The sequence below is a fragment of the Lichenibacterium dinghuense genome (genome assembly GCF_021730615.1).
GTDB classification, from domain to species: Bacteria; Pseudomonadota; Alphaproteobacteria; order Rhizobiales; family Beijerinckiaceae; genus Lichenihabitans; species Lichenihabitans dinghuensis.
Genome location: NZ_JAJLMN010000001.1, coordinates 4,455,375 through 4,467,541 on the forward strand (window position 1 = coordinate 4,455,375; position 12,167 = coordinate 4,467,541).

At 69.9% G+C, this 12,167-nt stretch carries 16 protein-coding genes; 8 read left to right on the plus strand and 8 right to left on the minus strand.

Going from position 1 to position 12,167, the window contains the following annotated elements; all coding sequences use genetic code 11:
* Nucleotides 1-128 precede the first annotated feature (128 nt).
* From L7N97_RS21265 to L7N97_RS21285, 5 genes are read left to right on the plus strand one after another with little or no spacing between them, the layout of a single operon-like run.
* Complete coding sequence (locus L7N97_RS21265; RefSeq protein WP_237480261.1) at nucleotides 129-344, plus strand: heavy-metal-associated domain-containing protein; 216 nt, start codon at nucleotides 129-131, stop codon at nucleotides 342-344.
* Between the two features lie 8 nt (nucleotides 345-352).
* Nucleotides 353-931 carry a cytochrome b/b6 domain-containing protein gene (locus L7N97_RS21270; protein WP_237480262.1) on the plus strand — a complete coding sequence of 193 codons (579 nt, stop codon included), beginning with the start codon at nucleotides 353-355 and terminating at the stop codon, nucleotides 929-931.
* Nucleotides 928-1,575 carry a DUF1007 family protein gene (locus tag L7N97_RS21275; protein ID WP_237480263.1) on the plus strand — a complete coding sequence of 216 codons (648 nt, stop codon included), beginning with the start codon at nucleotides 928-930 and terminating at the stop codon, nucleotides 1,573-1,575. The genes L7N97_RS21270 and L7N97_RS21275 overlap by 4 nt, the downstream gene beginning before the upstream one ends.
* A gap of 41 nt (nucleotides 1,576-1,616) precedes the next feature.
* On the plus strand, nucleotides 1,617-2,414 hold the full coding sequence (locus tag L7N97_RS21280; RefSeq protein ID WP_237480264.1) for a DUF4396 domain-containing protein: 798 nt from the start codon (nucleotides 1,617-1,619) through the stop codon (nucleotides 2,412-2,414).
* A 23-nt stretch (nucleotides 2,415-2,437) separates the two neighbouring features.
* Entirely contained in the window at nucleotides 2,438-2,725 is a 288-nt protein-coding gene (locus L7N97_RS21285) for a hypothetical protein (protein WP_237480265.1), read from the plus strand.
* 103 nt (nucleotides 2,726-2,828) lie between these two features.
* On the opposite strand, the gene L7N97_RS21290 is transcribed toward L7N97_RS21285, so the two are convergent.
* The 6 genes from L7N97_RS21290 to L7N97_RS21310 all read right to left on the minus strand — a co-directional run bounded on the left by L7N97_RS21290 (nucleotide 2,829) and on the right by L7N97_RS21310 (nucleotide 7,191).
* Nucleotides 2,829-3,626, minus strand: coding sequence for a copper resistance protein B (locus tag L7N97_RS21290; protein ID WP_237480266.1), 798 nt, complete (start codon nucleotides 3,624-3,626; stop codon nucleotides 2,829-2,831).
* Between the two features lie 2 nt (nucleotides 3,627-3,628).
* Nucleotides 3,629-5,452 (minus strand): copper resistance system multicopper oxidase, encoded by a 1,824-nt coding sequence (locus L7N97_RS21295; protein ID WP_237480267.1) that lies wholly within the window; start codon nucleotides 5,450-5,452, stop codon nucleotides 3,629-3,631.
* A gap of 128 nt (nucleotides 5,453-5,580) precedes the next feature.
* Complete coding sequence (locus L7N97_RS21300; protein WP_237480268.1) at nucleotides 5,581-6,132, minus strand: cytochrome b; 552 nt, start codon at nucleotides 6,130-6,132, stop codon at nucleotides 5,581-5,583.
* A gap of 269 nt (nucleotides 6,133-6,401) precedes the next feature.
* The gene (locus L7N97_RS29885; RefSeq protein ID WP_255721700.1) at nucleotides 6,402-6,530 is read right to left on the minus strand and encodes a hypothetical protein; all 129 of its coding nucleotides are present in this window, start codon (nucleotides 6,528-6,530) and stop codon (nucleotides 6,402-6,404) included.
* A complete protein-coding gene (locus L7N97_RS21305) occupies nucleotides 6,524-6,781 on the minus strand; it encodes a hypothetical protein (protein WP_237480269.1) in 258 nt (85 codons plus the stop codon). The genes L7N97_RS29885 and L7N97_RS21305 overlap by 7 nt, the downstream gene beginning before the upstream one ends.
* Before the next feature lie 17 nt (nucleotides 6,782-6,798).
* Entirely contained in the window at nucleotides 6,799-7,191 is a 393-nt protein-coding gene (locus L7N97_RS21310; protein WP_237480270.1) for a PepSY domain-containing protein, read from the minus strand.
* An 83-nt stretch (nucleotides 7,192-7,274) separates the two neighbouring features.
* Here L7N97_RS21310 and L7N97_RS21315 point away from each other — a divergent pair, with 83 nt between their 5' ends.
* Entirely contained in the window at nucleotides 7,275-8,204 is a 930-nt protein-coding gene (locus tag L7N97_RS21315) for a COG4705 family protein (protein ID WP_237480271.1), read from the plus strand.
* 49 nt (nucleotides 8,205-8,253) lie between these two features.
* On the opposite strand, the gene L7N97_RS21320 is transcribed toward L7N97_RS21315, so the two are convergent.
* On the minus strand, nucleotides 8,254-9,528 hold the full coding sequence (locus L7N97_RS21320; protein ID WP_237480272.1) for a sensor histidine kinase: 1,275 nt from the start codon (nucleotides 9,526-9,528) through the stop codon (nucleotides 8,254-8,256).
* 193 nt (nucleotides 9,529-9,721) lie between these two features.
* Nucleotides 9,722-10,399 carry a winged helix-turn-helix domain-containing protein gene (locus tag L7N97_RS21325; RefSeq protein ID WP_237480273.1) on the minus strand — a complete coding sequence of 226 codons (678 nt, stop codon included), beginning with the start codon at nucleotides 10,397-10,399 and terminating at the stop codon, nucleotides 9,722-9,724.
* 118 nt (nucleotides 10,400-10,517) lie between these two features.
* Between L7N97_RS21325 and L7N97_RS21330 the strand changes: the two genes are divergently transcribed.
* Entirely contained in the window at nucleotides 10,518-11,168 is a 651-nt protein-coding gene (locus L7N97_RS21330) for a phosphatase PAP2 family protein (protein ID WP_237480274.1), read from the plus strand.
* A gap of 233 nt (nucleotides 11,169-11,401) precedes the next feature.
* A complete protein-coding gene (locus L7N97_RS21335) occupies nucleotides 11,402-12,154 on the plus strand; it encodes a COG4280 domain-containing protein (RefSeq protein WP_237480275.1) in 753 nt (250 codons plus the stop codon).
* Nucleotides 12,155-12,167 lie beyond the last annotated feature (13 nt).

Consider the following 12,167-nt stretch of genomic DNA (forward strand, 5'->3'; position numbering starts at 1 on the left):
TCGCCCGATCAGATCGCTTCGATCTGATCGGGACGCCGATGCTCAAGGTTTTGACCGGGAGCGCTTAGCGTCCGATCAGGTGATGGCACCTGGTCGGAAAGCGCTTTGGGGGGCGGGAGGAGGATCCCATGCTGAACTATAGAGTCGAGGGCATGACCTGCGGCCACTGCGTCCGAGCCGTGACCGAGGCGGTGCACGAGGTCGACCGCGGCGCGCGCGTCGCGGTGGACCTCAGGGCCGGCGCGGTCTCGGTCAGGACCGACGAGGCCGGGGTCGGCGAGCGCATCGCGGAGGCGATCCGGGCCGCGGGCTACGAGGCGTCGCTGGTCGGCGCCGCGGCCTGACGGGCGCGATGAGCGCCCCAGCAGCCGGCGCCGTGGGCGAGACACGGGCGGCGCGGCCCCTGGCCTACCACCCCGTGCAGGTCGCGCTGCACTGGCTCGTCGCGGCGCTGGTGGTGGGCCAGTACGCCACCAGCGGCGCCATCGTGCGCACCCACTCGATCCACCTGATCGGACAGCGGCCCAGCGCCGCCGACCTCGTGCTGCACGCGCTGCACAACAGGCTGGGGCTGCTGGTCCTGGTGCTGATGGGCGCGCGCCTCGCGCTGCGCCTCGCGGTCGGGGCGCCCCGGCCCGGTCCGACGGACGGGGGAACGCGGTGGATCGCCCGCGGCGCCGCGGCAGCCCACGCCGCCTTCTACGCCGTCCTGATCGCCGAAGCCTCGGCCGGGGCGGTCGCCTCCTATCTCTGGTGGCCGGCGAGCGCCCTGCACGTCGCCCTGTTCTATGTCCTGGCGGCACTGGTCGCGCTGCACGTCGCGGCCGCGGCGGGCCACCGCTTGGCGGGCGACGGCGTGTTCGCGCGCATGAGCCCGAGGGCGATCCTGAAATGCCGGCCCCGCGCCGGCCTGCGAGGGGAGCGGTCGTGACGAGAGCCGTCGTTCGGGCCTGCGCGGCGGCCGCCCTGTGGTTCGGCCTCGCGGGCGCCGCGCAGGCCCACCCGCACGTCTTCGTGACGGCATCCGAGGAGCTGCTGTTCGGGCCCGACGGGCAGGTGTCCGGCGTGCGCCATGCCTGGACCTTCGACGACATGTACTCGGCCTTCATCACCCAGGGGCTCGCCGCCCCGGGCCAGGTCGCGACGCGGGAGCAGCTCGCCCCGCTGGCGAAGACGAACGTCCAGTCGCTGGCCGAGTTCGCCTATTTCACGATCGTCAAGGCCGCCGGCAAAGGCAGCGACTTCGGCGAGCCGACCGACGCGTGGTCGGAGGAGAGCGCCGATAGGCGCGTGACGCTGCACTTCACGCTGCCCCTCAAGGCGCCGGCCAGCGCGGCCCGCGCCCTCACCCTCACGGTCTACGACCCGACCTACTTCGTCGCCTTCACGCTGGCGGAGCACGACCCCGTCGCCCTCGTCGGCGCGCCAAGTGGCTGCTCGGCTTCCGTCTACAAACCCAAGGCGCTCGACCCGGGCGAGACGCGCGCGCTGAACGAGTCCTTCTTCACCAACCTGTCGCCGGGCGCGGACTTCGGCGCCAAGCTGGCCGAGAAGGCCGTCGTGGCCTGCCCCTGAAGAGCGGCCCCGCAGGGCGAGAGACACCACGGAGCCCGACCATGTTCCCGTCTTGGCTACACGCCCTCTCCATCGCATCGCTCGCGCTCGGCTTTGCCTGCGCGGCCGTCGCTATCGTCGACCTCCGGCGCCACCCGCCGCACATGGCCATCATGGGTGTCGTGTGGCCGGCGACGGCGCTGTTCGCCGGGCCAGCCGTGCTGTGGCTCTATTTCCGCTACGGGCGCCTCAACACGCACGCGGCGATGATGCACGCCAAGCACAGCGGGGCGGAGCCGCCCGCTGGCGTGTGTCGAGCTGTTGCCGACACACGCAAAGACAAGAAGGCGAGCCCGCGGGCGGGCTCGATGTCCGGCACGCCGTTCCCGATCAAGGTCGCCAAGGGCGCGCTTCACTGCGGCAGCGGCTGCGTGCTCGGCGACATCATCGCCGAATGGCTCCTATTCCTCATGCCGGCCGTCGCGGTCTGGTTCGGGTGGCACACATTGTTCGGCGACAAGATGTATGCCGCCTGGACGCTCGACTACATCCTCGCCTTCCTGTTCGGCATCGCGTTCCAGTACTTCACGATCAAACCCATGCGGGATCTGTCGCCGGCAGAGGGCTTGGTCGCCTCGCTCAAGGCCGACACCCTGTCGCTGACGGCGTGGCAGATCGGCATGTACGGCTTCATGGCCTTCGCCCAGTTCTACCTGTTCGGCCAGTTGCTCGGCCATCGCGCGGAGGCCGACACGCCGGAGTTCTGGTTCGTGATGCAGATCGCCATGGTGTGCGGCTTCGCCACGAGCTACCCCGTCAATTGGTGGCTCGTGCGCGCGGGCCTCAAGGAAGCGATGTGACGCCAGCGGGACGGGGGACGACCATGACACGCACGAGACGAGCCCTGCTGACGGCCTGTCTGGCCCTGCCGCTGGGGGCCTCCGCGGCCCGTGCCGAGGCCGTGACGGAGCCGAGTCTGAAGGGCTACGGCATCAAGGGCGTCGAGGCGCCGACGCTGCCCGCCATGCTGGCCCGCTGCGCCGCGGCCCGGCGCGGGTCGGCGGCGCTGGAGGAGGGCGAGACACCAGCCCTGCTGGCCGCGCGCTGCGACCAGCTCCGGCGCTCGGTCCACAACCAGCCCGGCAACAGCCCGTCAGCGGCACGGCGCTGACCAGACCATCGCCCGATCCGATCGGGCGATGCTCAAGGCTCATGACGGGCGCGCTTCGCGACCAAGCGATCCCGCTTGGTCCCAAAGCGCGCAAGCGCGCCGCTCAGAACCAGAAGCGGAGGCCGGTGAGGGCGCGCAGGTCGCCGGAGCCCTCGCCGGCGCGGCGGCGGTAGTCCGCCGTGCCGCCGAAGAAGCGCTGGTAGGCCACGCCCACGTAGGGGGCGAACTCGCGCGTGAACTCGTAGCGGAGCCGCAAGCCGGAATCGATGTCGGAGAGCCCCGAGCCTATCTCACGGCCGCGGTCCGCCTTGGAATAAATGTTGGTCTCCATCTGCGGCTGAAGCACGAGGCGCTGCGTGATGTAGAGGTCGTAGGAGGCGTTGGAGCGGAACGCGAAGTGGCCGCCGTCGCTGGCGTAGCCGGTCAGCCCCAGGTTCCAGAAGCCCCAGGACAGGCCCTCGACGCCGAAGGCCGCCCAGGTCCTGTTGCGCAGGCTGTCGATATCCGAACGCACGCCGACCTGGGCGTCGAAGTAGGTCGACACCGGCCGGGAATACAGCAGCTCCTGGTCGCCGTCCGACACGAGGCCGCGGCCGTCGGCGTTATAGCGTCCCTCGGTCTTGAGCCACAGCTTGTTGAAGTCGTCGCCGACCCAGCCCTGGCCGTCCCAGCGGAAATAGGAACCGTTGGCGAGCCGCCCCTCGAACTGGTCGAAGAACACGTTGGCGTAGCGTCGGTCGTCTGCGATCGGGTTGCCGTAGGGTGCCGCGCCCTGAAGCGTGTTCCCGGTGTCGAGGTGCGTCGGGCCGTTGAGGAAAACCGGCAGGCTCGGCAGGCTCTGAGCGGCGGCGGGGCCGGCCGCGGGCAGCAGGGCGGCGAGGACGAGAGCGAGGCGGCGCATGCTCAAGCCTCCCGCGGCAGCACGCGCACCGTGCGGAACATGCCGGCCTCGAAGTGGTATAGGATGTGGCAGTGCAGCGGCCACTGGCCGGTCGCCACGGGCGTCACCAGCACGGACAGCTGCTCGGAGGGTTGGACGCTCAGCGTGTGAAGGTAGGGCCGGTGGCGGCCCTGGCCGTTCTCCAGCTCCATCCACATGCCATGGAGGTGGATCGGGTGGGTCATCATGGTCTCGTTGATCATGACGAGCCGAAAGCGCTCGCCGACCGTCACATCGATGGGCCCGACCTCCGTGTATTTCTTGCCGTCGAAGCCCCAGATCATGCGCTGCATGTTGCCGCTGAGCCGGAGCGTGATCGTCCGCGTCGGGGGCCGGTCATCGACGGCGGGCAGGATCGAGCGCAGGTCCGAGAAGGCGAGTTCGCGTCGGGGCAGGAAGTTCAGCCCGTCGCCCGGCGTGCGCATCCGGTCCGTGATCGTCTTGGGGCTCATCTGCACCTCGACGCCGGTGTCGTTCAGCTCGACCCCTTGCGGGAGCTTCGCCTTCGGCTGGCGCCCGGCGAGCTTGCCGAGGTTCTGCTTTCCCATGATCCCGGCCGACTGCTCGCCCATGATGCCGCCGATGCGCGAGCCGTCCGGGTAGGAGGCGCCGATCTGGTCCTTCCCCATCATGCCCTGCATGCCCTGCATGCCCATGTCGGCCATGGACCGCAGCGGGCGCGGGTCATGGGACGGGATCTCGGCCTCCATGCCGTCGCGCGGCGCCAGCGTGCCCCGGGCGTAGCCGGAGCGGCCGAAGTCCTCGGCGTAGATCGTGAAGGCGCGGTCCGCGGTCGGCCGCACCACGACGTCGTAGGTTTCGGCGACGCCGATGCGGAACTGGTCGACCGGCACCGGCACGACGTCGTTGCCGTGCACGTTGACGACGCTCATCGTCAGCCCGGGGATGCGCACGTCGTAGTAGGTCGCCGCCGAGGCGTTGATGAAGCGCAGGCGCACCCGCTCGCCGGGGCGGAACAGCGCCGTCCAGTTGGCCTGCGGCGGCTGGCCGTTCATCAGGTAGGTGTAGGTCTCGCCTGACGGCGCCTCCAGGCCCGACGGGTCCATGCGCGACTCGTTCTCGTGGAAGCGCTCCTTCATCACGGGCTCAAGGCCGGAGCGCCCGACGTCGGCGAAGAAGGACGTGACCGTGCGCTTGCCGAAGTTGTAGTAGTCGGGCTGGTACTTGGTCTTGTTCTGGATGTCTTCCGGGTCCTCGTCGGTCCAGTCCGACAGCATGACGACGTAATCCCGGTCGACCTCGACGAAGTCGCGGCCGGCAGGGTCGATGATCAGCGCGCCGTAGAGCCCCTTCTGCTCCTGGTAGCCCATGTGGCTGTGGTACCAGTAGGTGCCGCTCTGCAGCACGGGGAAGCGGTACTGGTAGCTCTCGCCGGGCGCGATGCCAGCGAACTCGAGGCCCGGCACGCCGTCCATGTCGTTGGGGAGGATGATGCCGTGCCAGTGCAGGCCCGTCACCTCCGGCATCTCGTTGCGCACGTTCAGGGTGACCACGCTGCCCTCGCGCCAGCGCAGGGTGGGGCCGGGCGTGCCGCCGTTGATCGTGTTGGCGACCGTCACGGTGCCGCTCTTGTTCGCGGTGCCGCGTGCGACGACGAGGTCGTAGGCGGTCGTCACCGGCACGGTAGCCTCCCCGGGGCTCTTCAGCGCGTAGGCGGCGCGCGCGCTCCGCATCCCGATGAGGCCCGTCGCCGCCGCGGCCCCGAGGCCGGCGACGAAGCGGCGGCGGGTGAGGCTTGGGCTTCGGGCGGGCGGATCCTTGGTCATCGCGTCATCCTGTCGGCGCGCCTCGAAAGGACGGAAAGGTCCGGCCTTGCCATCGGGCAAGGTCAAGAGGGCTGGCGCGGGATGCCGTTAGATCTTCGCCTTCTGTTGCTGGGCAAGCACAGGCTCGCTCAGGCGAGGGGCGGGCGCTCCGCCGCGGTGGGAGCCATGCGGCCGATCAGGCCGTCATGCCAAACGTAGTGGTGGACCAGCGCCGCCGCGGCGTGCAACGCCGCCAGCCCGAGCAGGACGTTGGCGGCGAAGCCGTGCCAGTCCGTGATGGCGTGGCGCCACGCACGGTCCCCGACCTGCGGCAGATGGAACAGGCCGTAGATGCCGTAGCCGCGCACGAAAGCGTTGGCGACGCCAAGCGTCACGACCGCCAGCAGCAGGAGGTAGAGGCCGTAGTGGGTCGCCTTGGCGAGGACGTGCAACGCCCCGCCGTCCGCCGCCGGCAGGCGGCGGCCGGCGGTCGTGCGCCAGACCAGGCGACAGGCCAGAGCGCCCGCCAACGCGAAGCCGAGGACGACGTGGGTGGACCACATGCTCTCGTTGGCGAGGCTGCCGTCCGGGAACCAGTCCGACGTCTGCCCCAGGATCCACAGCGCGACGATCAGCAGCGCCGTCGCCCAATGGAGTAGGATGGTGGTGCGATCGTAGCGGGTCGCCGCGATGGTCGTCATGGCTGTGCCTCGGAGCTTTCGGTGAATGGGAACGGACGAGTCGGCGGCAGGGGATGGGATCGGGGCCGCACCGCAGGCGGTCCCTACCCTCACGCGGCCGGGTCAGGCCGCCATCGGCCCGTGGCAGCGGTGGCCCGTGACGTCGAAGCGGTCGAGCGGAGCTGCGCGTTGGCGCCGAAGACGAGGTCAAAGCGGCTCGCGCGGAACTTCTACGCTCTGCTCGCCCGGTCGCGGCTGAGAAAGTCTAACCCCTCCCCGTCGGCCTTCTCTTACACCGTGTCGGTGTCGAGCAGGTTCACGGAGAAGTCGGTCGTCAGCGCGCCCACCCGGTCGGTAAGGATGCCCACGTCCGAGCCGTCGTTGTTGGCGCCAAGCGCACACAACCCGCCCGTCAGCACCACCCACTCCGGGAAGTCCGCTCCAGAAGGTTCGCCTCGTCAAGGAGTATCTCCTCGGGTGACACGCCCTGCGCCACGTCGCCGAACTCAGCGCCGACGAAGTTGCGGAATGTGTCCACCACCGGCCAGAGCCAAGTGAACATCACCACGTCGGCCAGCGCCTGCCCGTGCAAGCTGAGTTGGGAAGGCAGCGTGAACGCGGCGTCACCGATGGATCTGCGGCGCGGTGCGACAGCCCGCAACGGCGTCACCTCGGCCGACTTCCGGATTAAGAACACCAGCAGTTGAGGCCCGCCCCGGGCGACGGGCTGGACGCGTTCGCCGGAGCGGGCCGACACGCGACAGGCCCCCCATAGTCTGGATCGGCGCCCTCAGGCGCGTCCTCCAGCACCTGGCCCGACATGGCATCGACGCCGACCTCCTGCGTACCGGCCGCCGTCTTGATGTCGAACGAGTAGCGCAGCCCGCTGCCGCCCTTCTCGCGCTCGAGCTCCTCGGCGGCGATCGAGCCAGGGTGCGCTTTGAGCGCGACCGAGCGGGCCGCGGGGATCTTGACCTTGGCTGAGGGCTCGAAGTCCTGGCCCGTGAAGGCGAGGGCCGGCGAGGCGAATGCTCCGACGACGCACAGCGTGGTCAGTATCCTGTTCATGATGCTCTCCATGTGAGAACTCTTAAAAAGAGAGCAGGTGTGTCGAGCGGGCGGCGCGGCTGTGTCGTTTTCTGTCCTTACCAGAAAGTATAGGTGTGTTCGTGTTTTCTCGACCTGAGGGACCGTCGAAGGATCGTATCGAGCCGATCGATAGCGGCTTACCGAAAAGTAAATTTCGTGTCAGCCCCGTGCAAACGGGCGGCAGGCCACATGGGCGCCCAGCGGTCGATACGGCCGGTGGGAACGACGAGGAGGCGCGCATGAGATCAAGAAGCAGGGCCGGCAAGGTCGCGGAGGTCACCCTGGCGTTCTGGATGGCCAAAGTCGTCGCCACGACCCTGGGCGAAACGCTGGGCGACTTCTTCGCCCAGACCCTTGGCTTCGGCTATGTCGCCGGGCTCGCCGTGACGGGGGCGCTCCTCCTCGCCGTCGTCGCCGTCCAAGTTGCGAGCGCCAGCTATCGCTCGCCCCTCTTCTGGGCCGCCATCGTGGCCACCACGACGGCCGGGACGGAGGTATCGGACATGATGGATCGTACCCTGGGCCTCGGCTACGTCAACGGTTCGGCCGTCCTGCTCGCCGGATTGGCCTCCACGCTGCTCGTCTGGTGGGTCCGCGAGGGTTCCCTCGGGATCGAGCCGATCGTCGATCGCGAGACCGAAATCCTGTTCTGGGTCGCAGTGATCTTCTCGAACAGCCTCGGCACGGCTTTCGGCGACGCGCTCGTGGACGCCGCCTGCCTGTCCTACCTGCAGGGTGCCCTCATCTGTTCGAGTGTCATCGCGGTCCTGCTCTTCCTTCACCATCGGACGAGCATCGACGCGGCTCTGCTGTTCTGGGGGGCGTTCGTCTTCACGCGGCCGTTCGGCGCGACCTTCGGTGACTTCCTCACGAAGGCGCCCGAGACCGGCGGCCTCGGCCTCGGCACGTTGTCGACCTCGCTCGTCGCGCTCGCCGTCCTCGTCGTGGTGGTCGCCTCGGCACGGTTGGAAGGGGCCGGCGAGGCCGCGCCCGGCCGAACCTGAGCGCGCCGCACGTCCCTGGCTCTCTTTAGAGGATCGCCGATCGCTTCGCTCAGGAGCCGCGCAGCGTCACACGGAGGCCGGGACCCGCGTCCGACAGGGTCAGGCCGATGCCGTGCAGGTCTGCCACGGCCTTGACCATGGCGAGGCCGAGGCCGTGCCCCTCGCCGGGGCGGGACGGGTCGAGCCGGACGAAGCGGCCGAACACGCGGGAGCGCTCCTGTTCCGGGATTCCGGCGCCGCTGTCCTCGATCACCGCCGCGAAGCCCGTCCCCTCCGCCGCCAGCGACAACCGGATCCGAGCCCCCGGTCCCGCGTGGCGGATGGCGTTCTCCAAAAGGTTGGCCAGCATCTGGGTCAGCAGGTCCCGGTCGCCGAGCACCCGCACGCCGGGCGTGATAGCGGCGGTGATCTCTTGCCCGGCGTCCTCCGCCACCGGGCCGTAGGTTTCGGCGATCGTGTCGACGATATCGGACAGGTCGATATCGCCGAACCCGCCCCGGCGCGCGCCGGCTTCGACCTGCGCGATCCGGAGCAGAGCGGCGAAGACCCGCAGGGTGGCGTCGACGTCCTCGCTCGCCGCCTCGAGGGCAGCCTCGTAGGCTTCCACCGTGCGCGCCCCTCCGCGGGCTGCCTCCAGGCGCTGGCGCAGGTGTGTCAGCGGCGTGCGGAGGTCGTGGGCGATGTCGCTCGACACCTGTCGCAGGCCGTCCATCAGGACCTGGATGCGGTCCAGCATGGCGTTGGTGTTTCGAGCCAGCCGATCGAACTCGTCGCCCGTGCCCCGCTCGGGCACGCGGCGCCCGAGGTCGCCCTCCGTGATGCCGTCCGTGATGGCGTTGATCGCCTCGACGCGCCGCAGCGCCCCGAGGCCGGTCACGGCGCCGCTGACCATCGCGAGCGCGAGGGCCAGGCCGGCGGCTGCCCCGAAGCTGCGGACGATGGTCTCCTTCAGGTGGACCAGGCTGGCGACGTCGCGCCCGACCGCGAGGGACTCGCCCGTCGGCAGCATTCCGGCATAGACCTCAAGTCGCTGCTCGCCGACTCGCCCGGCGACCCTCCGCGGCGCCGGCACGTCCTGCCAACCCTCGGTCAGCCTCCCGCCGGGAAGGTCGCCGGCGAGCCGCGCGCCGTTGGAGCCGCGAAGCAGGTAGCGGAAGCCGTCGACGCCCGCGGCTCGCGCGCGGGCCGCGATGGAGGCGACCAGGTCGTCGAGCCCCTCGGCGCTCCGGTCGTCGGCCAAAGCAGAATATTCCGTCGCGATCGCGGAGCGAAGCTGGACGCGCGCGTAATCGACGAAGCTCAAGTAGACGGTCGCGAACAGCACGGCCGCCGTTATGGCGAACAGGCCGGCCTGCAGCAGCGCGAGCTTGAACGTGACGGTGCGGGCGAAGCGGGGAAGGCCGAAGCCTCGCCGACTGGCCGGCTCGGGGCACCCGCGACGATGAGCGCTCTCCCCAGCGTGGCGCCATCGTCGTGGAACGACGGCGGCGGAGGGGCGCTCGTCGCCGGAAGACCCGTCAGCCCGGCGCACGGAGCACGTAGCCGGCACCGCGGATGGTGTGGATCAGCTCCGGCGGGAAATCGCGGTCCATCTTGGCGCGCAGGCGGCTCATGTGCGTCTCAACGACGCTGGTCTGCGGGTCGAAGTGGAAGTCCCAGACCTGTTCCAGCAGCATGGTCTTGGTGACGACCTGGCCCTCGCGACGCGCCAGGAACTCCAGGAGACGGAACTCGCGCGGCTGCAGCGGGATCAGGACGCCCCGACGCGCTACCGTGCGCTTGGCGCAGTCGATATCGAGATCGGCGATGCGCAGGACCGAGGGATGCGCGCTGAGCGGCGGGCGGCGGACCAGGGCGGCGACGCGGGCCGCGAGTTCGGCGAAGGCGAAGGGTTTGACGAGGTAGTCGTCCCCTCCGGCTTCGAGCCCCTCGACGCGATCGTTGATGCCGCCCATCGTGGTGAGGAAAAGGACGGGAGTGGTGAGCCCCGCGCCCCGGGCCACCTTCACCAGCGCGAGACCGTCCATCCCGGGCAACATCCGGTCGACGATGATGACGTCATGGCTGCCTGAGGCCGCCATGAACAGCCCGTCGCGACCCGTCCGGGCGACGTCGACGACGTGGCCGGCTTGCGACAGGCCGTCCGCCGTGTAGTCGGCCATCCTCGCATCGTCCTCAACGAGGAGGATCTTCATCTCCGCCCCCTTCGGCTCGCCACGGCCGACCGGATCTAGCCAACTCGCCGAGCCCTGTCAGCCCGAAGGCGGCACCTTACCGAAAAGTAAGCTGCCGGACAGGCTCGCCGAACCAGTGGTGCGGCATCTCAAGTCCACAGGCGCCACCGGCCGGCGCGAGATGGATCGGAATCGGCTTTTGCACGGCATTCCCAACGCTCTCCTCTACGCCCCTCCTGGCCTCGCCGGGCCGACCCTCATGCTCGCCATCGCCCTCGCGCGCTGGGCCGTGTGGATCGGTCCGGCTCTCCTCCTCTGCCTCTGGCTGGCCGGCACGCGCGAGGACCGGGCGGCCGCGGTGGCGGCCGGCGCTGCCGGCGCGTTCGGCCTCGCGATCGCCGCCGCGCTGTCCGCGGCCGTGTGGGCGCCGCGCCCTTTCGCCGATGGGAGCGCGATCAACATGCTCGGCCACGCGCCGGACACTGGCTTCCCGAGCGACCATGCCACGCTGGCCTTCTCGCTCGCCTTTGGCCTGCTCCGTCGTCGGCCGCCCAGCCTACCGAAAGCTTGGCTCGCTTTGTGCGCCGTCGCACTCGCGGTGGGTTGGGCGCGCGTGTTCCTCGGAGCCCATCACCTTGAAGACATCGCCGGCGGCGCCGCAGTCGGCCTCGCCTCCGTCGTGACTGTCGCAACCCGGGCCGGGCGCGCGCTCCTGTCGCCTCTCGACAAGCTCGGCGAAGCGGTGAGATCACGCGTCGTCACGGGCGTGAGGGTTGGCCGTGCAGGGTGAGGCACATCGTGCCCAGCCTTGGGGACACGCTGCCTTCGACCTCCTCGTCCGGACCCGTAGGGCGCCGGCGGTGTCGACGTCGTTGCGCCAACCCGCGTCTTCTCGCCCATCCGCGGACGCGCCAGCTTGCTCTTCCGTGCACCCTGATCACCCCCTTGACCTCATGTAGCAAATTCTACATCTTTATCCGATGAGTTAGTTTTTGCTACAAAACGCATGACAGCGAGGTGATCATGTCCGCGTTGATCCACGCTTGGCCGACCACCCTGGCGGCGTTCTTGGCGTCCACGGTCGAGTTTGTCGAGGCGCTGACGGTGGTCCTCGCCGTCGGCGTCGTCCGGGGCTGGCGCGGCGCGATCGCTGGAGCTTCGGCGGCGCTCGCCTGCCTCGCGTCGGTGGTGCTCGTGCTCGGACCCGTGCTGACGCGGTTGCCGCTCGGCCCGCTGCAACTCGCCATCGGCATTCTTCTGGTGCTGTTCGGGCTGCGTTGGCTGCGCAAGGCCGTCCTCCGCGCCGCCGGCGTCATTCCGCTGCACGACGAGGTTGCCGCCTTCGCGAAGGAGAGCGCGGCTCTCCAAGACGCAGCGCCGACTGGGAAGGCCTGGGACGCGGTCGCGGTCGGGACCGCCTTCGAGATCACGATGCTGGAGGGGCTTGAAGTGGTCTTCATCGTCGTGGCCATGGGCGCGGGCGGTCCCCGGCTGCTGCTGCCGGCCGCGGCCGGCGCGCTGGCGGCGCTCGTGCTCGTGGTGGCGGTCGGCATTGCGGTGCATGGCCCCCTGTCGGCGGTGCCGGAGAATGCCCTGAAGTTCGGGGTCGGGGTGCTTTTGTCGGGCTTCGGCACCTTCTGGGTCGGCGAAGGCCTCGGCCTCGATTGGCCGGGCGCCGACCTGTCCATCGTCTGGCTCTGCCTCGGCTTCCTCGCCGTCGCGCTCGCCCTCGTGCCGCTGTGTCGCCCCCGCACCCGTGCCGTCCGCGCGGCCTGAGGCCGCTTCGGCT

What these genes read in the sequence shown, in the direction of transcription:
- L7N97_RS21285 (WP_237480265.1), top strand. Translation starts at nt 2,438, where the DNA reads ATGACACGCACGAGACGAGCCCTGCTGACGGCCTGTCTGGCCCTGCCG.
- L7N97_RS21310 (WP_237480270.1), bottom strand. Translation starts at nt 7,191, where the DNA reads ATGGAGAGCATCATGAACAGGATACTGACCACGCTGTGCGTCGTCGGA.
- L7N97_RS21280 (WP_237480264.1), top strand. Translation starts at nt 1,617, where the DNA reads ATGTTCCCGTCTTGGCTACACGCCCTCTCCATCGCATCGCTCGCGCTC.
- L7N97_RS21335 (WP_237480275.1), top strand. Translation starts at nt 11,402, where the DNA reads ATGTCCGCGTTGATCCACGCTTGGCCGACCACCCTGGCGGCGTTCTTG.
- L7N97_RS21300 (WP_237480268.1), bottom strand. Translation starts at nt 6,132, where the DNA reads ATGACGACCATCGCGGCGACCCGCTACGATCGCACCACCATCCTACTC.
- L7N97_RS21325 (WP_237480273.1), bottom strand. Translation starts at nt 10,399, where the DNA reads ATGAAGATCCTCCTCGTTGAGGACGATGCGAGGATGGCCGACTACACG.
- L7N97_RS21295 (WP_237480267.1), bottom strand. Translation starts at nt 5,452, where the DNA reads ATGACCAAGGATCCGCCCGCCCGAAGCCCAAGCCTCACCCGCCGCCGC.
- L7N97_RS21265 (WP_237480261.1), top strand. Translation starts at nt 129, where the DNA reads ATGCTGAACTATAGAGTCGAGGGCATGACCTGCGGCCACTGCGTCCGA.
- L7N97_RS21270 (WP_237480262.1), top strand. Translation starts at nt 353, where the DNA reads ATGAGCGCCCCAGCAGCCGGCGCCGTGGGCGAGACACGGGCGGCGCGG.
- L7N97_RS21290 (WP_237480266.1), bottom strand. Translation starts at nt 3,626, where the DNA reads ATGCGCCGCCTCGCTCTCGTCCTCGCCGCCCTGCTGCCCGCGGCCGGC.